Here is a 22,524-nt window from a genome sequence, read left to right as displayed (position 1 = left end):
TGAAGTATCGAACTGCCTATTCTGTAGCCTTCGCAGCCTTGATCGCCCTTCGTTTCAGTTGAGACTCAGCCTTTTTGATCGTTGCGCGGGCCAAAGACGCAGCATCGCTATCGAGCGCGTCGCGCTTTATTACTTCACCAACCATGATCGCTCGGATGTCGTGATCAGCAACTTTTAGGCCGTCAAACAAACGCCTGAATTCCCTTCTGACCGCCGCCACGACAGGATCAGAAATTAGCGTTTCTGCAATCACGTGACGATTGATGATTTGAGCCTGACGGTGGAATGCATCAAGAGTTTCAGTGCTTACTGCCTCCCGGCAAAGCATATAGAGCTTTTCCTGATCGTCCTGAGATCTGCCAATTGTCGATAGGTCAATGTTGACGACTTCATCCCAATCAATCGGTTGCGTAAAACGGATCCGATAGACCTTCCAGATTAACCCATTGGTTAGGATCACCCATTCAATGCCATTGTGGGCGCCATAATTTACTGCCTGCCGCAGATGGCTCTCATTAAGAGTGGTACCTGCCGACTTCACCTCGCAAAGATAATGGAGCTTTCCATCGACCCGGATTGCTAGATCACAGAAAGTGCCTCGAATCTGCTGCTCGCTCGTCAGTTCGGCATATTTGTCATACCCAAACAGGTCAGACATAATATCCTTGATGATCGTAACAGTGTCAGCTTCGGATACGTCACGTTCTGCGGCCTTTTTCACGATTCCTTGATATCGCTTAATTCCTGCCAGTATCCGGTCGCTCACCTTCTTCGGAATTTTGATGTTAAGTGCCACAGATGCCTCCACTTCGAGAATGAGAAGCTGGCACAATCGATCAAATTGGGGAATAGAATAAATGAAGAAGTGAAAGCCGCAAGATGCGGACTATCCGCCTCTATCCCTGCACCCGGTACAATTCCTGCACCCCGTGCGCACCATCCTTGGTGCTGCCATCGATCGGCTGGGCGGTGCGGCGCAGGGTTGCCGCCTTGGCGATCAGGGCGTCTTGCTCGCCATCAGCGATCCGGGACCAGCCGCTGCGGGTCAGGCGTTCCATCGGGCGATAGCGGATCTTGTATTGCATCCGCGCCGCCCCATCGACCCAGTAACCCAGGTAGACATAGGGCAGCCCCATTGATCCGGCGCGGCTGATGTGATCGAGGATAATGTAGTTCCCCAGCCCTTCGCGCCCTTCGTGATCAGTATCATAGAAAGAATAGATCATCGACAGGCCATCGCCCTGCCGGTCAGTCAGGCAGGCGCCCACCAGCTTGCCCGGCGTATCTCCCAGACCCGGTTCGCGGTATTCGACGATCCAGCTGTCCACCGGAGTATGTTCAACCATGTCGGCGAAATCGATTTCGTCCATGCTGGTCATGCCGCCGCCAGGGTGGCGATCACCCAGATAGCGCTGGAGCAATTCGTACTGTTCGATCGTGGACCACGGACGGCAGACAGTGGCAATCAGATCGCCGTTGCGCTTCACAGTGCGCTTCTGACTGGCCGAGGGGCGGAATTCATCCGCAGGCACCCGCACCGAAACGCAGGCGGTGCAATCGATGCAGCTGGGGCGATAGGCCACAGTCTGGCTGCGGCGAAACCCGATCCGGCCCAGCGCGTCGTTCAGTTCATCGGCGTGCGGACCCTTCAGCTCGGTGAAAACCTTGCGCTCGCTTTTGCCAGGCAGATACGGGCACGGGCTGGGGCTCGTGACAAAAAACCGGGGAAAGCGAACAGGTGCAGTCACGAAGCGCCAAAATCCCAATCAGCGAATAACCCAGTCTGTATGCATGGGCGCGCACGGTGTTGAAAGAGTTTTAACCACGAAACAGCGTGAACGAGGTGTAAATATGCACAGCCAGGACCTGCATGGTCCGCAGACCACCACAAAACGGGACAGCTTGGCCGCCACCCCTTAACACTCCGCAATATCGAGATTTGGCTTGCCCGCTGCGCGGCTTCGCCCATAGTGGCTGCAATCCGGGCCGCAATATGCAAGATTGTGCAGGTGGCAACATGGCAGCCGCGCAGGGAGAACCTTGATTGACGGCAAACCCCGACATTTTCCTGTCCTACAACCGCGAGGATCAGGCCACGGCGAAGCGCTATGCCGATGCCTTCGCGGCGGAGGGCTTGAACGTCTGGTGGGACACCGCGCTGCGCTCGGGCGAGGCTTATGACGAGGTGACCGAGGCGGCCTTGCGCGCGGCCAAGGCAGTGGTGGTGCTGTGGTCGCCGCGCTCGGTGGTCTCGCGCTGGGTCCGGGCCGAGGCGACGATTGCGGATCGCTGCAAGACTTTGGTTCCTGTCATGATCGAGGCTTGTGAGCGACCGATCATGTTCGAGCTGACCCAGACGGCGGAACTCTCGCACTGGACGGGGGATGCGGGAGACCGGGCTTGGCTGGCGTTTCTGGATGATGTGCGGGGGTTTGTCGGCAAGGAGCGTGCGGCTCTCGCACCGATGCCGTCGCTTGCAGCGGTCGCAGCCAAGGCCGAACCCGCTGAAACGCTGCTGGCGGTGCTGCCGTTCGACAATCTCTCCAGCGATGCCGAGATGGAGTTCTTCTCCGACGGGGTTTCCGACGATATCCTCGGACGGATCATGCGCGGATCAAAGCTGCGGGTGATCGGGCGGACGTCCAGCTTTCAGTTTCGCGGTGCCGACAAGCCCAAGGCGGCAGCGGCGCTGGGGGCCAGCCATGTGCTCGACGGCTCGATCCGCCGCGCGGGCAACCGGGTGCGGATCGCCGCGCATCTAACGGAAGCAAAGGCTGGAACCACGTTGTGGGCCGATAAGTATGATCGCGATCTGGAAGATATCTTCGCGGTGCAAGACGAAATCTCAGAAGCCATCGCTGACGCGCTCGATGCGGCGTTCTTCCCGGCCAAGACCGCGAAAATCGATCCATTGGCATATGATCTGTACCTGCGCGGGAAGGAACTCGATCCCAATCCAGAGCGCAGTCGTGAAAGCATTGGCTTGCTGGAGGCCGCCGTCCGGCTTGCGCCTGAATTGGCCGATGCCTGGGGGGCATTGGCGTTTAAGCGATGTGAGGCGCGGGGGTTGGAGCCTTGGGCTGATCGACCGCCACTCGATGCGATCATCACGGAAAATACTCAACGCTGCCTGATGCTCGATCCTGACAATGTCCAGGCAGCCATGTGCGCATGGTGGCAGATCAATCCGTTTGGGGATTATCTAGCGCACCATGAAGTGGTCCAGCGCCTTGAGAGAATCGGACAGAATTCTCCCGATGCTATGGGGTTCATCAGCTATCACCTTGAAAGTGTCGGGCGGACCCGCGACGCGGTTGTTTCTGCCGGGAAGGGCACGGCGCTGGATCCGTTAAGCCAAATGGCTAATGCCACTTACGCTCAATCGCTCTGGCGTTCTGGCGAATATCAAAAAGGCCGTGCCGAGCTGGAACGGATCGCCGAAATCTGGCCGGACAATCATCACAATATAGCCGTTCTCATTCTCGCTTGCGGTCATATGCAAGACTGGGCCGCAGTGGACCACTTGCTCGATCCGGCGCGGCTGGAACGCTATCCCCTGCGCGAGCTTCGCGGCGTTATTGGTATGATGGCGGTGCTGCGAGATCCGACCATCGAAAATCGCACGCGAACGCTGGAAGCGATCACCCGCTCGGTCGATCTCACGGGCCATGCCGATGCCATGCCGTTTATCACCTTGGCTGAATTTGACTTCGTCGATGAGGCGTACACCCTGCTTGATCGCGCCAAATTGGGCCCTTCGGGCGGGCCGAAGGACGCGCTCGGCGCCAATGCCTATCGCACCCACCTGTTGTTCCCCGCAGTCTATACCAAGCTGCGCGCCGACCCGCGCTTTGTGAAGCTGTGCGCGCGGCTGGGGTTGGTCGAATACTGGCTGGCCACCCAGATGTGGCCCGATTGCGCCGAAGTGGCACCCTATGACTTCCGCGCCGAATGTGAGAAATATCGCGACTTTCCGAAGGATGTTTTCTTCGCATGACCGCAAACCCCGACATCTTCCTGTCCTATAACCGCGAGGATCAAGCCACTGCAAAGCGCTATGCCGATGCCTTCGCCGCCGAAGGCCTCAACGTCTGGTGGGACACCGCGCTGCGCTCGGGCGAGGCCTATGACGAGGTGACCGAGGCCGCGCTGCGCGGGGCGAAGGCAGTGGTTGTGCTGTGGTCCCCACGCTCGGTTGTCTCGCGTTGGGTCCGGGCCGAGGCGACGATTGCGGATCGCTGCAAGACGCTTGTGCCCGTGATGATCGAGGCTTGCGAACGGCCGATCATGTTCGAGCTGACCCAGACGGCGGAATTGTCGCACTGGGCTGGGGATGCTGCGGACAAGGCGTGGCAGGGGTTCCTCGCCGATGTTCGGGGGTTTGTCGGGCGCGAGGTTGTTGCCGCGCCAATCATTGACGCTCCCGAACCCGCCCCTGCCAAACCCGGGACACGCGGCGGGGCGCCGTCGCTGGCGGTGCTGCCGTTCACCAACCGCTCGGGCCTGCCCGAGGATGAAGTCTTCGCCTATGGCATGGTCGAGGACCTGATCGATGCGCTGTCGCATGGGGTCAATGTCCGGGTCATTTCCAGTTCCTCCACCGCGCGGTTCCGCAGTGGGGCCTTGCCCGATGTCGAGGCGCTGGGGCGTGAATTGGGTGTGCGCTATCTGCTCGAAGGCAATGTCCGCCGCAGCGGGGGCGATCTCAGGGTGACCGTGCAACTGGTCGAGGCAGCTGGCGGCGAAATCCTCTGGACCCAGAAGTTCGACCGGCCGCTCGCCGACCTGGCGGCACTGCAGGAGGAGTTGATCGAAGAGCTTGCCGGAAATCTCGGCACCCAGTGCCTCCGCGCCGAAATGGAGCAGGCGCTCAAGAAACCGGGCGACCACACCGCATGGGAATGCGTCATGCGCGCGCAAGCGGTGCTTCGGCAATTTACCGGCGAATCGCTCCGCCGCGCGATCGCGGAAGCGGGCAAGGCGGTCGCCATCGCGCCCGAATATGGTCTGGCTCATTCCATGCTCGCGGATAGTCTGGCGAACGCCTATACATATCTCAGTCCCGACGATCCGGCGGAGCTCGCGCGGATCAGGCACCACATAGCTCGCGCGCTAGCTTGCGATGCCGAGAACGCCACCGTACTTGCCCAAGTTGCGGACGCGCTTATCTATTCCGGTCAACTGGCGGAGGGGCTGCGCCGCGCCAAGCAGGCGATCGCGATCAGCCCCGGATATGGGCGGCCTCATTTGGTTGCCGGGGCCGCCTGTATAATGCTTGGCAAGCCCGAAGCGGCGCTGGCTCACTTTGCCGATTTTCAGCGGATCGAACCGCACTCGCCCTACCAGCAGTATGCGCTTACCTGGCAAGCCAACGCTCATGTCCATCTCAATGACTGGGCGGCGGCGGACGAGGATTATGAAAGGTGTCTGGCGCTGAATCCCGATGCCATTTACGCCTTTTGCCAGCATGCGATCGTCGTCCGCCACCTTGGCCGAAACGAAGAGGCGCGCCAGTTGATGGTCGAGGCCCGTCGCCGCGAACCCGGCGCTACGCTGGCCTTGTGGGAGCTTCGCCTGGGCCGGTGGTATGTCGGTAACCGGGCGCTGGGCGAAGTGCTAGCCCATCTGCGCGCGCTTTGGGCAGAGACCGAAGGGGCCTAACCCAGCTCCACCGTATCCACCGAGTATCCCTTCTCACGCAGGCTCTCTACCAGCGCGTCGAGCTGCTCGCGGTCGCGGGCCGCCTTCAATGTCGGTTGTTAGCCGCTTGGTGGGCAATTGAGCACGTTCGTGCGGCGCAGCACGCGGCCGGGCAGGCGATCATTGAGACGGCTGTCGGCGATCACCGCCTGGCCATTGATCAGCAGGGTGCTGACACCAACCGCGAGTTCGCTCGGACGGCCGTAATCGGATCGCGGGGCATAGCTGCGCGGATCGAACACCACGACATCGGCATACCAGCCCCGGCGCAGATAGCCGCGGCGATCCAGCTTCAGGATATCGGCGCTGCGTCCGGTTGATTGGCGGATGAAGGTTGCCAGCGAGATGACCTTCCTTTCGAGCACATAGTGCGCATACTTGCGCGGGAACGTGCCGGAGATGCGCGGGTGTCCAGTGGTGCCGTCCGAGCCGGTTACCACCCATGGCTGGCGCATGATCGCTTCGATATCGGGCTCTATCTGCGTGAAGGAAACGACAGCGACATAGCCGGGTTCATCCTGGATAATCCGCAGCGCGGCATCGATTGGATCGACGTTCCATTCGGCGGCAATGGCATCCAGTCGTTTGCCGCTCCAGGGCCGGCCGGAATTGGTCAACAGCAAGGCATCGGCACCGCCGCGCCGCCGCATGTTTTCGCGCATGTCGGTGCGCAGCCGGTCGCGCAGGGCCGGGTCCGCGATCCGTGCCTTGATGGCGACGAGACCGCCATCCTGCGCCCATGGCGGCAACAGCGCCGCTACGAGGCTCGTTGAGCCAGCGCTGTAGGGGTATTGATCGGCGGTAACCTGCTGACCGGCGGCGCGGGCTGCCTCAATCCGGGCAATCACGGCTGGAGCCTGACCGTGCACATCGGGGCCCTGCGCTTTCAGATGGGCGAAGTGCACGGGCATCCCGGCCTCTTGCCCGATCCTGAGCGCTTCATCGACCGACGCGAGCAACCCGATATCGTAGCTCGATTCATCGCGCTGATGCGTATCGTAAATCCCACCGCGCTTCCCTGCTTCGCGCGCCACGGCGATCACTTCGTCGGTCTTGGCATAGGTCTGCGGTGCATAAAACAGCCCGGCTGACAGCCCCAGCGCCCCGTCGCACATGCCCTTGGCGACCAGCGCCTGCATCTTTGCCAGTTGCCCGGCGTCTGGCGTCACAGCGCCTGGGCCGAGCACAGCAATCCGCACCGGACCAAAGCCGACAAAGGATGCCATATTGGGTCCGATTGGGCGCGCTTCGAGCGCACGGGTCTGCGCGGCGATATCGAAATTGCCAAATCCATCATTGCCGGTGACGATGGTGGTGACGCCCTGTGCCAACCATGTGTCCAGACGGCGCTTGGCAGGCTCGGCAGTGTCGAGATCGGGATGGGTGTGCAGATCGATGAACCCCGGCGCGACGACCAGCCCGCGAGCGTCAATGCTGCGCCGCGCACGGATCTTGGCCGATCTGCCGACATAGCTGATTCGATCACCGGTTATCGCCACATCGCCGACATAAGCGGGCCTGCCGCTGCCGTCGTGGATGGTGCCGCCTTTCAACACCAGATCGGCCTGGAACGCTGGCCCGGCAGCGCCGAGTATCAAACTGAGTGCAGCAGCCACCACTGCCTTGGCTTGGAGTGTTTTGTGCATGCCGCCAGGCTAGGCTCGATCAGCAGCGCACACAAGGACTGCCCCCTAACCCAGCTCCACCAATTCCACCGAATAGCCGTTCCCGCGCAGGCTTTCGACCAGCCCGTCAAGCTGTTCGCGGTCGCGCGCTTCGCATTCAATGTCGGTTATCAGGCCCTTGGCCGGCAGGTGGGTAAATATCCGCTGGTGGTAGATCTCGATGATGTTGACGTTGTGCCGATCAAATTCACCCATCACCTTGTACAGCGCGCCGGGGCGGTCCTGCAAGGTCAGCCGCAGCCGCGCCAGCCGGCCCGAACGGGCAAGATCGCGCAGCAGCACATTGGCCAGCAGGCGCGTGTCGATATTTCCGCCGGTGATCGGGATCCCGATTTTGCGGCCCTTGAACCGCGCCGGATGGGCCAGAACCGCAGCAAGGCCGGCCGCCCCGGCGCCTTCAGCCACGGTCTTTTCGATCTGCAGCAGCAAGGATACCGCGCGTTCCAGCGCAGCTTCGCTAACCAGCACAACATCATCAAGCAAGCGGCGCAGCATGGCAGAGGTGAATGCGCCTGGCTCCTTGACCGCGATCCCTTCGGCCAGGGTATCGCCGCCGCAGGGCAGATCATTGTGCTTGAGCTTGTTGTACATCGAAGGGAACAGTTCGGCTTCTACCCCAACCAATGCGATATCGGGCTTAATTGCGCGGGCCGCGACGCTCATCCCGGTGGCAAGCCCGCCGCCGCCGACCGGGATCACCAGCATGTCCAGATCAGGCACCTGTTCCAGCATTTCCAGCGCCACGGTTCCTTGCCCGGCGGCAACATGCGGATCATCGAACGGGTGAACAAAGGTTAGCCCCAGTTCATCCTCCAGCTCGCGCGCGCGGGCATAGGCATCGTCAAACGTTTCGCCGTGCAGCACAACTATGCCGCCAACCGCTTCGGTTTGCTGCACTTTTACCACCGGCGTGCTGCGCGGCATCACGATTGTAACCGGAATCCCCATTCGCTTGCCATGGTAAGACAGGCCCTGGGCATGATTGCCGGCCGATGCCGCAATCACGCCGCGATTGGCCTTCTCTCCGCCCAGCAGCAACATCGCGTTCAATGCGCCGCGCTCCTTGTAGGCGGCGGTGAACTGGAGGTTTTCAAACTTCAGCCAGATATCTGCCCCGGTGATCGCGGAAAGCGTGCGCGAATAGTCCATCGACGTGCGAATAACCGATCCTTCGATCCGCGCCGCAGCGGCACGAACGTCATCAATGGTCAGCAGCTCTGCAGCGGGGTCAGTCGGCTTGTTCATAGCCGGCTGGCCCTAGGGCAAAGGGTCTAGGCCCGCAAACGTTAATTCGTATCGCGATTGGCCTTAAACTGGATCAAAAATTGCGCAATAACCACGCCCAGCGCAATCGCCGCACTATCAGCCACCCAATCGCGCAGTTCGGCATCGCGGTGCAGCACGGGGATCGTCTGCAACACTTCAATTGCCGCACCGTAAAGTGACAGCAGCACCGCCGCGATCCAGATCCGCGCTTTGGGCCAGGCCAGCCGCGCAGTGACGGTCAGCACGCCAAATGCCAGCATATGTTCGAACTTGTCGCTGAACTTGTAGGTAGCAAGGCTGGGCGGCTGGGGCAGCAAGGCCATGGTCAGCGCAAATGCGGCAAGCAACCAAAACAACGGGCGCTGCAGGCGGGGCGAAAGGAGCTTGGAAATAAGCGAATGCATCGGTGCTGCGATAACCGAGCCAAGCCCCAAGGCAAATGGATTTACCGTGCAAAGCCGGTGCATGCTGGGCGAAATGGCCCCTCTGGAACACTCTTTACCCGGACTTAACCAGCCTCTTTAGTCAACCGCAAAGACCCCCGCAGCTATTGCATCCTTGTCTGTTGAGTATTTCGGGGTCGCAACCGGAGAGCAAGATGGCGAAAACTACCAACAGATTGGCCAGTGCCCTGATCGGCATGGCTGCCTGTTTGACAGCTTCACCGGCCTTGGCTGGCGCGGCGACAACTCCCAATAGCCAGGCCCAGGTTCTGGAATCGATCCAGTTCGCCGTCCTGCTCGATATGGATTTCGGCCGGATCGCGCTGCGTGATACGGTTAGCGGCGGCGATGTTGTGGTTGATCCGGCATCGTCCAGCCGTTCGTGCACCGCCAATATCGTCTGCGCCGGCACCTGGGGCGTTTCCCGGCTGGAACTATCGGGTTCGGATGCCGGGGTGCAGGTCAACTTTGACCCGACATTTGAACTGACCGGACCGGGTGATCCGATCCAGGCCGAACCAAACTTTCCTGGCGGCCCTGGGACCGTGGTCCAGCTGACCGGCGGCTTTACCGTGGTAAACTTTGGCGCCACCCTGCATATCAATCCCGGCCAGGCCCCCGGTGTTTACAGCGGGCAATTTACGGTCAATCTCGAATACAATTGATCCGCTTGATGCCCGGCCCGTGCTGACCTAGAGGTTGGTGCATGAGCCAACCCCTGAACGTTTCCTTCCTGGGCCTGGGCGTGATGGGCGGCGCGATTGCGCGGCATATCGGGCAGGCCGGACACCAGCTGACAATCTATAACCGCACCCCTGCCCGCGCGCAGCGCTGGCACGAAGCCAATCCAGGACTGGCCGCGCGGATCGCGCACAGCCCGGCTGAGGCTGCCGAAGGCGCAGATGTAGTGCTGACCTGTGTCGGCAATGACGATGATCTGGCCGATGTGGTGCTGGGCCCGACCGGGGTTTTTGCCAGCATCGGCAAAGGCGCGACCTTTATCGATCACACCACAGTATCAGCCCGGATCGCGCGGCAGATCGCCGTTGAAGCCCGCGATCTGATGGTCCATTGCGTTGATGCACCTGTCACCGGCGGACAGGCCGGGGCTGAAAACGGAACGCTGACGGTGATGTGCGGCGGCCGCGACGATGCAATCGAGGCCGCGCGAGAAGTGATGAGCGCCTATACCAAACGGATCGTCCACGTGGGCAAGGCCGGGGCCGGGCAGACCACCAAGATGGTCAACCAGATCGCCTTTTCGGGCATCCTGGCCACTTTGTCCGAAGCGCTGCGCTTTGCCGAGGCCGCACATCTGGATCTCGAAAAGGTCTATCAGGCTATTTCAGGCGGGGCATCGCAATCATGGCAGATGGACAACCGCTGGAAGACAATGTGCGAAGACAGCTTCGATTTCGGCTTTGCGATCGACTGGATGCGCAAGGACATGGGGCTGGCGATGGACGAGGGCCGCGCGCTGGGCGTATCGCTGCCGGTCGCGGCGCTGATCGATCAGTTCTATGCCGAAGTTCAGGCGATGGGCGGCGGACGGCAGGATACTTCGGCATTGGTGCGGCGCCTGCCGCGCAAGAGGACAGCATGATGCGCAAATTGATTGGCCTGGCCGTTTCGGCATCACTGGTGGCAAGCCCGGCGATGGCCGATACATTGGTTGATAACGTGATCGGCGTAACGCTGGATGCCGGCGGCGGGATCGACAATTTCAGCGGTCTGGTGATCGGTGATGATGGCCGGATCAAGACTGTTCTGCACCGCGGTGACAAGAAACCCAAAACCAGCTTTCGGATCGACGGCAAGGGCCAATTCATCATGCCCGGGCTGATTGACAGCCATGCCCACGTGATGGGTGTGGGGATCGCGGCGATGACGCTGGATCTTTCCAACACCCGTTCACTGGCCGAAGCGCTGGCTGCGATTGGCGCCTATGCCAAGGCCCATCCCGACCGTCCGTGGATCCTGGGGCGCGGCTGGAACCAGGAACTATGGCCCGAAAAGCGTTTCCCCACCGCGGCTGAACTTGATGCAGCCGTGCCTGATCGGCCGGTCTGGCTGGACCGGGTCGATGGTCATGCCGGCTGGGCCAACAGCCGCGCCCTGGCAATCGCCGCTGTTACCGCAGCCACCAAGGATCCCGCGGGCGGCAAGATTGAACGCATGGCGGCGGGCGGCAAGCCCAGCGGGGTGCTGATCGATACGGCGCAGGAACTGGTCCAGCAGGTGGTCCCGGCACCGCGCCCGGAAGACCTCGATTTTGCGTTCGATCTCGCCCAGCAGATTTTCCTGTCTTACGGCGTTACCGCCGCTGCCGATATGGGCACCACGACTGCCGAATGGCAAAGCTTTCGCCGCGCGGGTGATGCCGGCACGCTAAAGATCCGGATCATGGCCTATGGCGGCGGCACCGAACATATGGTGATGATCGGCGGGCCTGGGCCCAGCCGCTGGCTTTATGAAGACAAACTGCGGCTCAACGGGGTCAAACTGTACATGGACGGCGCGCTGGGATCGCGCGGGGCCAGCCTGAAAGCGCCCTATTCCGATGCGCCAGAAACGCGCGGCCTCAGAATCACCAGCGATACCCAGCTGCGCAATCTGATGAGCCGGGCCGCGCTCGACAAATTCCAGATCGCGGTCCACGCAATCGGCGATGAGGCCAATGCTTCGCTGCTTTCCGCGATTGAGGAAATGTCACCGACCTACATCGGCGATCGGCGCTGGCGGGTGGAACACGCCCAGATCGTCGATCCGGCCGATATCGCCCGTTTTGGCAAATTCGGGATCATCGCATCGATGCAGCCAGTCCATCAGACCAGCGATAGGCTGATGGCCGAAAAGCGGCTGGGGCCCGGCCGCCTTGCCGGGGCCTATGCGTGGCGCTCGATGCTGGCGGCGGGCGGCAAGCTGGCTTTCGGATCGGATGCGCCGGTGGAACTGCCGGATCCTTTTGCCGGGCTTGCCGCAGCGATCAGCCGAACCGGCCCTGATGGCGAACCGGCTGGCGGATGGATGCCCCAGGAAAGCGTCACCCGCGAACAGGCTCTGGCGGCCTATACGGCATGGGGGGCCTATGCCGGCTTCGCTGAAGGCCGGTTTGGCCGGCTGGTGGTGGGCGAACGCGCCGATTTCCTGTTTGTTGATCGCGACATCATGCTGGCCAGCCCTTCGCAGCTTGCGAAAACGGTGGTGAACCAGGTCTATGTCGGCGGGCAGCTGGTTTGGGATACAGCCAGAAACAAGCGGCCGGGGCAATAATCCAGAGTCTGTTCCACTAACGTGGAAACACCACCGGCCCGCTCCCACTCTAACTAAAAAAGCTCAGGCAGGCGGAACCGTGCGTTCGGCCTCACCCTCAACCGCAATCTTGGCCTCACGCCGTTCGCCCAGCCACATGATGATCAGCGATCCTTCGAACAGCAGCCACATCGGCACCAGCAGCATCAGCTGCGAAACCACATCGGGCGGTGTGATTACCGCCGCAATCGCGGTGATCGCCACGATAACATATCGCCGCACGCCGGTCAGCTGCTGGCGCGAAACGATCCCGGCGCTGTTCAGCAGCAGTAGCAGTACCGGCAGCAAAAAGCTGAAACCGAAGGCCAGTATCAACTGCATCACCAAACCCAGGTAGTCTCCCACGGCCGGCAAGGCATCCAACGTCAACCCGCCCTTTTCCCCTTGAAAGCCCAGCATCCAGGTGAACATGGTGGGCATCACCACGTAGTAGGCCATTGCGCCGCCCGCCGTGAACAGCACCGGGGTCATCAGTAGAAACGGCAGGAAGGCCTTTTTTTCCTTGGCATAGAGCCCCGGCGCGATGAACGCCCACAACTGGTTGGCGATGATCGGAAACGAGATGAAGAACCCGGCGAACAACGCCACTTTCAGCTCAACGAAAAAGGCTTCGTAGAGCTTGGTGTAGATCAGTTTGCCTTCGCCCGGCGGGAAAGCATCGGTCAGCGGACGGATCAAAAAGCCCAGAATATCGCCAGCGAAATAGAGGCTCAGCCCGAACGCCACCAGCAAGGCCACGATCGCGCGGACCAGCCGGCTGCGCAGTTCGATCAGATGATCGAGCAGCGGGGCCTGAGTCTCATCAATGTCCTGGACCTGAAACGCCATCAGGCAGGTGCCTTAGGCTTACGCGGCTTGCTGGCTGGTTTTTTGCTCACCGGCTTGCTGGCTGTCTTGCGTTTGGGTTTGGCTGGCTGCTGAGCCTCAGCCGCCACCGGCTCGGCCCCCGCGCCGGCCCCATCGAGCGCCAGTTCAGCCGAAGCAATCGGATGCTCGCGCATGATCGCCTCGTTTTGCTCGCGCCACTTGGTTTCCATTTCCTCGATCTCGGCCTCGCGGATCATGCTTTCGATCCCGGCACGGAAATGGCCGGAAACCCGGCGAACCTTGCCCAGCCACTGCCCGGCCACGCGCAGCGCACGCGGCAGGTCCTTGGGCCCGATCACCACGATCGCAACGATCGCGGTAAGCAGCATTTCATCCCAGCCAATATCGAACATAATGGTGCCTTGCCCCCGGCCCGGCGCCTTACTGGGGCTTGTTCTGCGAGGAATCGATCACAGTATCGCCGTTCAGCGTAGCCTCACCGGGCGCTGCGGGCGGCGGGATCTGGCTGGCCGGAGCCTGCGGTTTGACCTCTTCGCCTTCAGACAGCCCCTTCTTGAAGCTGTTGATACCTTTGCCGAAATCACCCATCATTTCGGAAATCCGGCCCCGCCCAAACAAGACCAGGACCACAATGGCCAAGATGAGCAGATGGGGCACTGACAGACCAAACATTGAATTTCTCCTGCGCGTGCAGTGGGCCATGGCCCGCTACCCCTGTTTTACCCCATGTAGGCGATCTGATGGCAACTTGCGAGTCAGTCTGCCGCTTCGGGCTGAACTTCGTCCGAATTGTCACCATCACCAGCAACCTGCTCGGGTGTATCCATCGCTTCGGCCAGAGCATCCTCAACCGGATCGAGCAGCCCGGCCGCGCGCAATTCGTCGATCCCGGGCAGGTCTTTGCGGCTTTCGAGCCCGAAATGCGTGAGGAAATCGGGCGTAGTGGCGAAGATCACCGGCCGGCCCGGCACTTCACGGCGGCCGATAATCCGCACCCAGCCCGCTTCCATCAGCACATCCAGTGTGCCCTTGGCGGTCTGAACGCCGCGGATCGCCTCAATCTCGGCCCGGCTGACCGGCTCATGATAGGCCACGATCGCCAGCACTTCGGTTGCCGCGCGCGACAAACGCCGCAGCTCCTCACGCTCTCGCCGCAGCAGGTGGGCCAGATCGGGCGCGGTCTGGAAATGCCAGCGCTTGCCGCGTTCGACCAGTTGCACGCCGCGCTGGCTATAGGTTTGTGCAAGCTCAGCCAGTGCGTCCGTCACGTTGGCCCCGCCCAAATGGGTGGAAATCGCTTCGGCGCTCATCGGCTCTTGCGCCGCGAACAAGGTGGCCTCAACCGCGCGAACCAGCTCATCCGGCCCGGTCATGCCTTGATCGCTTTCAGGTGGAGCGGACCAAAGGTGTGATCCTGGCGCATTTCCGCTTTGCCAAGCCGGGCCAGTTCAAGCGCGGCAACAAAACTGGACGCCAGCGCCGAACGCCTAAGCTTGGGATCGGCGTGCGGCGGCAGGAAATCACGCAATTCCATCCAATCCAGATTGACCCCAAGCATCGCCGAGACGCGGGCAAGCGCTGAATCGAGCGTCATCACCATCCGGTCGCGCACCATGTGGACCACCGGTGCGGTGCGCGCCTTGACCTGGCCGTAAGCCTGAACCAGCGCGAACCAATCGCACTGCCACAGGTTCTTGCGATCAATCCGCAGGCCTTCGGGTGCGCCGCGCCGAAAGGTATCCCGCCCCAGCCGGTCACGCCCCAGCAGCCGCGCGGAAGCATCGCGCATTGCCGCCAGCCGCTGCAAGCGCAGTTGCAGCCGCAGCGCCAGTTCTTCCGGGCTGGGATCGGCCTGCTCGTCACGCGGCAGCAGCAGCGCCGATTTTAGGTAGGCCAGCCACGCCGCCATCACCAGATAGTCTGCCGCCAGTTCCAGCCGCAGCGCTTCTGCCTGTTCGATATAGGTCAGGTATTGATCAACCAGCCCCAGGATCGAAATCTTGCGCAGATCAACCTTTTGCCGCCGGGCCAGATCGAGCAGCAAATCAAGTGGCCCTTCCCAGCCATCAAGCTCAAGATAAAGCGCGGTATCATCGCCCGCAGCAGCGCCGATCCCCTGCCAATCATCCTCTGCGAATGTAACCGCCGGGCTATCTATCAGGCCGTTCTCGATCATGCCGGAACCAGGGCGAGCAATTGATCACGCGTGGCCAGCAGCGCGCTATGTTCGGCCAGATCACCGGGCGGGCCCATCCCCGCCAAGGCACGATCAAGCCGCAGCTGCGCCGCCGTTGCGATGCTGGGCAGCCGTTCGCAGATCCCGATCATGTCGGCCATCCGGGCCCAGCAGTTGAGCGCCAGATCGCACCCGGCCCTGACCGACTTTTCGGCGCGTTCGGGCACGGTCCCGCTCAGCGCTTCCATATCAAGATCATCAGTGAACAACAGTCCATCAAAGCCGATCCGCCCGCGGATTATCTCTTCGATGATGAACGGGGATTGCGTGGCCGGATTCTCCCGGTCCCAAGCGGTGAACAGCAAGTGCCCGGTCATCCCCGTAAGTGCACCGTTCAGCGCCTTGAACGGGGCCAGATCAAGCGCAAGATCGGCATCGCAGGCATCGACGGTTGGCATCGCCTTGTGGGTATCGCAGTGGGTCCGTCCGTGTCCGGGCATATGTTTGACCGTCCCCACCACACCGGCCCGGGCCAGACCGTCCAGCACCGCCCGGCCCAGCGCCGCAACCCGCAGCGGTTCATGGCCAAAGGCCCGGTCCCCGATCACATCATGCGCGCCAGGCTGGCGGACATCCAGCACCGGGGCATGGGTACAGGTGATCCCCACTTCGGCCAGATCCAGCCCTAACGCCTGCGCATTGACCCGCGCCGCTTCAATCGCGCTGGCTGGCGCGATATCATAGAGCGCATCAAATGCTGCGCCGGCGGGATAGGATGGCCAAACCGGCGGCCGCATCCGCTGGACCCGTCCGCCCTCCTGATCGATCGTAATCAGCAGCCGATCGCGGCCGTGGATCGCGCGCAACTGATCGGTCAGTGCCCGCAGCTGTGCCCGGCTTTCGATATTGCGGCCAAACAGGATATAGCCGGCCGGATCGGCATCGGCGAAAAAGGCGCGTTCCTCGGCGCCGAGTTCAAGTCCTGAAATGCCGAAAATCGCTGGGGTCATAACACCGGCAAAGTCGCAGCACAGCGCGCGCCTTGCAAGCGCGCGCTGTGCCGATTCGTGTGGATTATCGAACTACTTGACCTGGCAAGAGATCCCGGCGCCCTTGAGCTTGCCGCACAGGCTTTGCGCGGCGCCCGCATCGGGGGCCACAGCCTGCAAACGGAAGATCGTGCCATTATCGGCGCTGCCCGAAATCACCCGGTGCGATACGCCTGAAAGCGCCCCGCCAGCCGCGCCAACCAGCTTGCTCCAGCCAGCTTCAGCCGCTTCCTTGGATGAAAAGGCGCCAACCTGGACGCCAACACCGCCGGTTGCAGCGGCGGGCGCAGCCCCGGCAGCGGCCGGCTTTGCATCAGCCGCCGGGGCAGCCGCGGGCGCAGCACCAGCCATCTGGGCCGGCTTGTTCTGCCCTTCGGAGACCGCAAAACTGGTGTCGCCGGTGCCATCAAAAGTCTTGCCGCCCGGATCCTTGGGTGCCTCCTTGTAGGGCTGCGGATCGGCAGTCACCAAGCTGCCATCAGCGGTCAGGGCCTGATCGGGATTGCGGTGGGTAACCCAATAGATGCCCAGCACGATCGCAGCCAATGCCGCCAGCGCCAGCAGGCCCAGACGCAGGGTGTGGCCCATGTCAGAGCCTTCATCCTCGTCATAATCCTCGTCGTCGGTGCTTTCCAGCCAGGGCAGGCGTTCTTCGCCGTCATCCAGTGCCAGCCGCTCTGTTTCCAGCGGTTCGTCCGCTTCGTCGTGCCAACCTTCGCCTTCGCGATCACCGTTGATGCCCGTCATAGCTACATTTCCTCAACCGCTGCCACGCCAAGGATGGCGAGGCCGTTCTTGACAAGTTGCCCGATTTGGGACGCAAGATAAAGCCTTGCTGCAGTCAAGGTTGGATTCTGTGCCACGATGAACCGCTTTTCCGGCTGGTCGTTGCCCAGATTGTAGAAACTGTGGAATGCCGAAGCCAGATCATAGAGATAGAAAGCAATCCGGTGCGGTTCGCGCGCGGCCGCTGCGGCATCGACCAGCCGCGGAAACTGGGCCGCAACCTTGATCAATTCGATTTCTTCCGCGCCCAGCAGGGCAATGTCGGCCGCACTGGGGGTCAGGCCTTCATCGGCGGCCTTGCGCAGATTGCGACGGATCCGGGCGTGGGCATATTGCACGTAGAACACCGGATTGTCCTTTGATGCCTCAACCACGCGATCGAAATCAAAGTCCATCTGGGCTTCGGGCTTGCGCGTCAGCATCGAGAACCGGACAACGTCCTTGCCGACCATTTCCACCACATCGGCCAAGGTCACGAAATTGCCCGACCGCTTTGACATCTTGAACGGTGCACCGCCCTTCATCAGCTGGACCATTTGCACCAGCTTGACTTCGAACGGCTTGGACTGTTCGCCATCGGGGCCCGAACCGGCGGTCATGGCGGCCACCGCAGCCTTGATCCGCTTGACCGTGCCGGCATGATCCGCGCCCCAGATATCAACCAGTGCGTCAGCCGTTTCGGCTTTCTGGAAGTGATAGGCGAGGTCCGCTCCGAAATAGGTCCAGCTGCCGTCGCTTTTCTTGATCGGGCGATCCTGATCGTCACCAAATCTGGTTGAGCGGAACAGCGGCAATTCAACCGGCTCCCAATCGTCCAGCGTCTTGCCTTTGGGGGCTTCGAGCTGCCCATCATAAACCAGGTCATGCGCGCGCAGCCACGCCTCAGCCCGCTCGGGCTTGCCGGCCGCCTGCAATTCGGCCTCTGAGGAAAACAGGCTGTGGTGGATCCCCAACAACGCGAGATCGGATTTGATCGCCACCATCATCGCTGCCACCGCGCGGGTGCGGAACGCTGCCAGCCAATCGGCTTCGGGCGCGGCAACAAAGCGATCGGAAAATTCAGCGGCGAGCGCCTGCCCAACCGGGATCAGATATTCGCCGGGATAGAGCCCTTCAGGGATTTCAACGGTTTCGCCCAGCGCCTCGCGGTAGCGCAAGTGGGCCGAGCGGGCGAGCACATCTACTTGGCCGCCGGCATCGTTGACATAGTATTCACGGATCACATCGTGCCCGGCCCATTCCAGCAGGCTGGCCAGCGCATCGCCAACCACCGCGCCGCGGCAGTGGCCCATGTGCATCGGCCCGGTGGGGTTGGCAGAGACGTATTCGACGTTGACGGTGCTGTTCCGGCTGACCGGCGCGCGGCCATAGTTTCCGCCCAGCACGCCAATCGCGGCCAGTTCGGCCAGCCAGATCTGATCGGTCAACCGCAAGTTGATGAACCCAGGCCCGGCGATCTCAGCCGTTTTGACGCCGGGGATCTTGACCAGTTCAGCAACCAGTGCTTCGGCCAATGCGCGCGGGTTCATCCCCGCTGATTTGGACAGCACCATCGCGGCATTGGTTGAAATATCGCCGTGGCTGGGATCGCGCGGCGGTTCTACCGTAACGCCTTTGCGCAAGGTTGCCGGGATTGTCCCGGCCGTTTCCAGGGCATCAAGTGCGGCATCGATGTGCAGTTCGAACGCGGCGTAAAGGGTTTGGGGCTGGGTCATGGCGGCGCGGTTAGCCTGTTTGGGGAGAATTGGAAATCCTCCCCGCGCCTGAACAACCAAAACCAGCCGCCAGAACTAGCGAGTGGCGTTGTAAACCAGCTGGTCCTGGCTCATCTGAAAGCCCACCAGCACATCGAAAGTGGCGCGGGCAAGGGCAGCCTTCACTTCGGGCTGGGTCATCGGATCAACCGCGGCGTCTTGCTGGCCGGCACGGCGGCGGCGGATCAATTTTTCGCGGATGTCCTTGGGCAGGGTTGCCTCAGCCTTATCAACATAAGCGGTGCCCTGGCCGCTCGCCTGGGCGCGTTCCTGGCCATCGGCGAAGTTCAGGGTGATCTGGCCAACCCGCTTGGTTACCACGGCGCTGCCGCCGCGCACCACAACCACGAAATAGGGCAGCGTCACAGTGCGGGCGCCGCGCACATCGGTGCGGCGGGCCTGCACATCAAACGTCACCTGGGTATTGACCTTTTCCCCGGCATCGCTGCACTGGCTGCGGACATTGGTGAGCGCAGCAACCACATCGATATTGGCGGCGGTGACATCGCCCGGCACCCGGAACAGCGTGATATCGCCGGTATTGTTGGGCACCCCAACCGCCGGGCAAACCCCGCGAACCGCCGTGATCCCCACGCCTTCATCAACCACAATATCACCGGTACCGGCACAACCAGCAAGCGCGCCGGCCAGCGCAAGGGCGGAAATCAAGCGGAAACGAGCGGTCATCGAGGCATCCTTGGGGTAAGGCAGTGATCTTGGTGTGCACGCCCTAGCGGGGCACGGTTCAAAACGCTAGGGGGAGCGAGATGAACGCACCCTGTCAAACTGCGGGCAAAGCGCCGCTCAAGCTGTTGCTGGCTGCACCGCGCGGATTTTGCGCTGGTGTGGACCGTGCGATCGACATCGTCGAGCTTTCGCTCCAACGCTATGGCGCACCGGTCTATGTCCGGCATGAAATCGTCCACAACCGCTTCGTGGTCGATAGCCTGAAGGCCAAAGGCGCAATTTTTGTTGAGGAACTGGACGAAGTTCCCGATGGCGCGGCGGTGATTTTCAGCGCCCACGGCGTACCCAAATCGGTGCCCGCTGCGGCCACCACCCGCGGGCTCGAATGGCTTGATGCAACTTGCCCGCTGGTTAGCAAGGTGCACCGCCAGGCCGAACGCCAGACCGAAGCCGGGCGGCACATCGTGTTCATCGGGCACCGTGGCCATCCCGAAGTGATCGGTACGCTGGGCCAGGTGCCCGAAGGCACGATAACCCTGGTTGAAACCGTGGCCGATGTCGCCAAGCTGGCGTTCCTGGATGATGCGCCGCTGGCATTTCTTACCCAGACAACGCTTTCGGTCGACGATACCGCCGAAGTGGTTGCAGCACTGCGGGTGCGCTTTCCCCAGATTGTCGGGCCCAAAGCCGAAGACATTTGTTATGCCACATCAAACCGGCAGTCGGCGGTTAAGACCATTGCCCCAAGCTGCCAGCTGGTGCTGGTGATCGGCGCGCCCAACAGTTCCAACTCACTGCGCCTGGTCGAAGTGGCGGAACGCTGCGGAGCACAGGCGCGGCTGGTGCAGCGCGGGGCCGAGATTGAGGGCGCGTGGCTTGACGGGGTAGATGTGCTGGGCCTGACCGCCGGGGCATCCGCTCCCGAAGAATTGATCCGCGAAGTGATCGAGCGGATTGGCGAGTTCCGCACCGTCGAAATGGATCAGGTGGTTACCGCCGAAGAAAAGATGGTCTTCAAGCTGCCCCGGCAACTGGTTGATTGATGGCCGTTTACACGCAGCTTGGGGCCGAACAGCTGGCCGAACTGATCGGTCACTTTGGGGTCGGTGAACTGGTGTCGGCCAAGGGCATCGCCGAAGGCGTTTCAAATTCAAACTGGCTGATCGAAACCACCGGCACGAACGGCACGGGCGCGCGGTTCATCCTGACCATGTATGAATACCGGATCGAGCTAGGGGACCTGCCCTTCTTCCTCTCGCTGCTCGATCATCTGGCCGCCAAAGGCTGCCCGGTACCGCGCACGATCCACGATTTGTCCGGTGCGCTTTACCGGATGATCGCAGATCCCGGTTCACCGGCCGGACCAGCCAAGGCGGTGGCCCTGATCGAATTCCTGCCTGGCGTTTCGCTTGGCGATCCCAGCCCAGCCCAAGCCTTTGCCGTGGGTCGTTCGCTGGCGCAGATGCATCTGGCCGCAGCCGATTTCCCTGCGGCCCGCGCCAACGGAATGGGCCTTGCTGAGTGGCAGCGATTGGCCGATGCCTGCGGGGCCGATGGCCTGGCCGCGATCGATCCCGGATTGGCCGGCATTGTCGCGGATGAATTGGCCCAGCTGGCCAGCCAATGGCCGCAAGACCTGCCACTTGGCGTGATCCATGCCGATCTGTTCCCGGACAATGTACTGATGCTGGGAGAGCAGGTTACCGGATTGATCGATTTCTATTTCGCCTGCACCGATCTGATTGCCTATGATGTGGCGGTAACCCATGCCGCCTGGTGTTTTGATGGCGCCGGAAACCTCTTCAACGCGGCAGTCTCTAACGCCTTGCTTGAAGGCTATAACTCCATTCGCCCGCTAAGCCCCGCCGAATGCGCGGCTTTGCCGGTTTTGGCGCGCGGCGCGGCCTTGCGGTTTGCGCTTAGCCGGGCGTTTGACTGGATCAACACCCCGGTCGGCGCACTGGTGATCAAGAAAGACCCGATGGCCTTTGTCCGGCGATTGCAGTTCTATGCCGATCCGGCCAACGCGGCGATCTTCATCGCGCCATGAAGAAGGTTGAGATTTTCACCGACGGGGCCTGCAAGGGCAACCCGGGTCCGGGCGGCTGGGGCGCGGTGCTGCGATCAGGCGCGCACGAAAAGGAGCTGAGCGGAGCCGCGGCGGCAACCACCAACAACCGGATGGAAATGACCGCTGTGATCGAGGCGCTTACCGCACTGAAGGGCCCCAGCGACGTTCAGCTTTACACCGATAGCCGCTATGTGATCGACGGGATCACCAAATGGATTTTCGGCTGGCAGAAAAATGGCTGGAAGAATTCGCAAAAGAAGCCGGTCCTGAACGCCGATCTGTGGCAGGCGCTGCTGGATGCCAAGCACCGCCACAAAGTGACCTGGCACTGGGTCAAAGGCCACGCCGGCCATCCCGAAAACGAACGGGCAGACCAACTGGCCAGTGATGCCGCGCTTGGGGTGGGCAAGGCCCGATCCGAGTAGAGCGGCGAGCGGGAAATCTGAAACGGGCTTTGATCCAATGCTTCAGATTTTTCTCACAAAGCACAGGAACTCGTCATCCCGCGCAGGCGGGGATGACGGAATTCTGCATCAGCGTCCGCGCCTAGCTGTTATCGTCAACCGGCGCGCCGGGGCCGTTTTTCTTGATTGAATCGATCGCGTTCTGCGCGCTGGCCTTGGTTGAATAGCCCTCGGTAGAAAACATGATTTCCGAATTGTATTTGAAGCGGACGCGGAATTCTCCGGCCTTGTCCTTATAGATTTCAAACGTGTGGGCCATGGTAGCGACTCCTTGGTTGCAGAAAGGCCAAGCTATTCCTGCCG

23 protein-coding genes are annotated in these 22,524 nt (G+C 61.6%); 8 read left to right on the top strand and 15 right to left on the bottom strand.

The features are described from left to right. Positions 1-16: 16 nt before the first annotated feature. Together ABL914_RS04000 and ABL914_RS03995 are read right to left on the bottom strand one after the other, a co-directional pair. On the bottom strand, positions 17-796 hold the full coding sequence (locus tag ABL914_RS04000) for a type I restriction enzyme HsdR N-terminal domain-containing protein (protein ID WP_391561867.1): 780 nt from the start codon (positions 794-796) through the stop codon (positions 17-19). A gap of 100 nt (positions 797-896) precedes the next feature. Continuing rightward, the gene (locus ABL914_RS03995; protein WP_391561866.1) at positions 897-1,748 is read right to left on the bottom strand and encodes an arginyltransferase; all 852 of its coding nucleotides are present in this window, start codon (positions 1,746-1,748) and stop codon (positions 897-899) included. Between the two features lie 296 nt (positions 1,749-2,044). On the opposite strand from ABL914_RS03995, the gene ABL914_RS03990 reads away from it, so the two are divergent. Both ABL914_RS03990 and ABL914_RS03985 read left to right on the top strand, forming a co-directional pair. Then, positions 2,045-3,997 (top strand): TIR domain-containing protein, encoded by a 1,953-nt coding sequence (locus tag ABL914_RS03990; RefSeq protein ID WP_391561865.1) that lies wholly within the window; start codon positions 2,045-2,047, stop codon positions 3,995-3,997. Then, complete coding sequence (locus ABL914_RS03985) at positions 3,994-5,661, top strand: TIR domain-containing protein (RefSeq protein ID WP_391561864.1); 1,668 nt, start codon at positions 3,994-3,996, stop codon at positions 5,659-5,661. The genes ABL914_RS03990 and ABL914_RS03985 overlap by 4 nt, the downstream gene beginning before the upstream one ends. A 98-nt stretch (positions 5,662-5,759) precedes the next feature. Here ABL914_RS03985 and ABL914_RS03980 read toward each other — a convergent pair whose 3' ends face one another. The 3 genes from ABL914_RS03980 to ABL914_RS03970 are packed head-to-tail and all read right to left on the bottom strand — an operon-like array spanning position 5,760 to position 9,055. Beyond that, positions 5,760-7,346, bottom strand: a complete 1,587-nt coding sequence (locus ABL914_RS03980; RefSeq protein ID WP_391561863.1) for an amidohydrolase family protein — start codon at positions 7,344-7,346, stop codon at positions 5,760-5,762. Positions 7,347-7,391: 45 nt separating this feature from the next. Beyond that, on the bottom strand, positions 7,392-8,630 hold the full coding sequence (locus ABL914_RS03975) for a threonine ammonia-lyase (RefSeq protein ID WP_391561862.1): 1,239 nt from the start codon (positions 8,628-8,630) through the stop codon (positions 7,392-7,394). 41 nt (positions 8,631-8,671) lie between these two features. Beyond that, on the bottom strand, positions 8,672-9,055 hold the full coding sequence (locus tag ABL914_RS03970) for a VanZ family protein (RefSeq protein WP_391561861.1): 384 nt from the start codon (positions 9,053-9,055) through the stop codon (positions 8,672-8,674). Positions 9,056-9,249: 194 nt separating this feature from the next. Here ABL914_RS03970 and ABL914_RS03965 point away from each other — a divergent pair, with 194 nt between their 5' ends. Genes ABL914_RS03965 through ABL914_RS03955 form a run of 3 tightly spaced genes read left to right on the top strand, consistent with a single transcriptional unit; the run spans position 9,250 to position 12,367 of the window. Further along, positions 9,250-9,759 (top strand): DUF4402 domain-containing protein, encoded by a 510-nt coding sequence (locus tag ABL914_RS03965; protein ID WP_391561860.1) that lies wholly within the window; start codon positions 9,250-9,252, stop codon positions 9,757-9,759. Positions 9,760-9,800: 41 nt separating this feature from the next. Next, positions 9,801-10,697: an NAD(P)-dependent oxidoreductase gene (locus ABL914_RS03960; protein WP_391561859.1), complete on the top strand. Its 897-nt coding sequence runs from the start codon at positions 9,801-9,803 to the stop codon at positions 10,695-10,697. Beyond that, positions 10,697-12,367: an amidohydrolase gene (locus ABL914_RS03955; RefSeq protein ID WP_391561858.1), complete on the top strand. Its 1,671-nt coding sequence runs from the start codon at positions 10,697-10,699 to the stop codon at positions 12,365-12,367. Before ABL914_RS03960 ends, ABL914_RS03955 begins: the two co-directional genes overlap by 1 nt. A 63-nt stretch (positions 12,368-12,430) precedes the next feature. Here ABL914_RS03955 and tatC read toward each other — a convergent pair whose 3' ends face one another. From tatC to ABL914_RS03910, 9 genes are all read right to left on the bottom strand, one after another. Then, a complete protein-coding gene (tatC, locus tag ABL914_RS03950) occupies positions 12,431-13,234 on the bottom strand; it encodes a twin-arginine translocase subunit TatC (RefSeq protein WP_391561857.1) in 804 nt (267 codons plus the stop codon). Continuing rightward, entirely contained in the window at positions 13,234-13,626 is a 393-nt protein-coding gene (gene tatB, locus ABL914_RS03945; protein WP_391561856.1) for a Sec-independent protein translocase protein TatB, read from the bottom strand. The genes tatC and tatB overlap by 1 nt, the downstream gene beginning before the upstream one ends. Positions 13,627-13,654: 28 nt before the next feature. After that, entirely contained in the window at positions 13,655-13,864 is a 210-nt protein-coding gene (locus ABL914_RS03940; RefSeq protein WP_391561904.1) for a twin-arginine translocase TatA/TatE family subunit, read from the bottom strand. Positions 13,865-13,989: 125 nt separating this feature from the next. After that, a complete protein-coding gene (gene scpB, locus ABL914_RS03935; protein WP_391561855.1) occupies positions 13,990-14,607 on the bottom strand; it encodes an SMC-Scp complex subunit ScpB in 618 nt (205 codons plus the stop codon). Continuing rightward, positions 14,604-15,410: a segregation and condensation protein A gene (locus tag ABL914_RS03930; RefSeq protein ID WP_391561854.1), complete on the bottom strand. Its 807-nt coding sequence runs from the start codon at positions 15,408-15,410 to the stop codon at positions 14,604-14,606. Before ABL914_RS03930 ends, scpB begins: the two co-directional genes overlap by 4 nt. Then, positions 15,407-16,420, bottom strand: coding sequence for a beta-N-acetylhexosaminidase (gene nagZ, locus ABL914_RS03925; protein WP_391561853.1), 1,014 nt, complete (start codon positions 16,418-16,420; stop codon positions 15,407-15,409). The genes ABL914_RS03930 and nagZ overlap by 4 nt, the downstream gene beginning before the upstream one ends. Before the next feature lie 72 nt (positions 16,421-16,492). Then, positions 16,493-17,206 (bottom strand): SPOR domain-containing protein, encoded by a 714-nt coding sequence (locus ABL914_RS03920; protein WP_391561852.1) that lies wholly within the window; start codon positions 17,204-17,206, stop codon positions 16,493-16,495. 2 nt (positions 17,207-17,208) lie between these two features. Continuing rightward, the gene (gene argS, locus ABL914_RS03915; RefSeq protein ID WP_391561851.1) at positions 17,209-18,960 is read right to left on the bottom strand and encodes an arginine--tRNA ligase; all 1,752 of its coding nucleotides are present in this window, start codon (positions 18,958-18,960) and stop codon (positions 17,209-17,211) included. Between the two features lie 75 nt (positions 18,961-19,035). Then, the gene (locus ABL914_RS03910; RefSeq protein WP_391561850.1) at positions 19,036-19,686 is read right to left on the bottom strand and encodes a hypothetical protein; all 651 of its coding nucleotides are present in this window, start codon (positions 19,684-19,686) and stop codon (positions 19,036-19,038) included. Positions 19,687-19,766: 80 nt separating this feature from the next. On the opposite strand from ABL914_RS03910, the gene ispH reads away from it, so the two are divergent. The 3 genes from ispH to rnhA are packed head-to-tail and all read left to right on the top strand — an operon-like array spanning position 19,767 to position 22,182. Beyond that, on the top strand, positions 19,767-20,729 hold the full coding sequence (gene ispH, locus ABL914_RS03905; protein WP_391561849.1) for a 4-hydroxy-3-methylbut-2-enyl diphosphate reductase: 963 nt from the start codon (positions 19,767-19,769) through the stop codon (positions 20,727-20,729). After that, entirely contained in the window at positions 20,729-21,736 is a 1,008-nt protein-coding gene (gene thrB, locus ABL914_RS03900) for a homoserine kinase (protein WP_391561848.1), read from the top strand. Before ispH ends, thrB begins: the two co-directional genes overlap by 1 nt. Further along, positions 21,733-22,182: a ribonuclease HI gene (rnhA, locus tag ABL914_RS03895; protein ID WP_391561847.1), complete on the top strand. Its 450-nt coding sequence runs from the start codon at positions 21,733-21,735 to the stop codon at positions 22,180-22,182. The genes thrB and rnhA overlap by 4 nt, the downstream gene beginning before the upstream one ends. A gap of 121 nt (positions 22,183-22,303) precedes the next feature. Here the strand turns inward: rnhA and ABL914_RS03890 are convergent, their stop codons facing one another. Next, the gene (locus tag ABL914_RS03890) at positions 22,304-22,480 is read right to left on the bottom strand and encodes a YegP family protein (protein WP_391561846.1); all 177 of its coding nucleotides are present in this window, start codon (positions 22,478-22,480) and stop codon (positions 22,304-22,306) included. Between the last annotated feature and the right edge of the window lie 44 nt (positions 22,481-22,524).

Source organism: Novosphingobium sp. (assembly GCF_040079535.1).
Classification (GTDB): domain Bacteria; phylum Pseudomonadota; class Alphaproteobacteria; order Sphingomonadales; family Sphingomonadaceae; genus Novosphingobium.
This window is presented reverse-complemented; position numbering and strand designations above follow the sequence as displayed.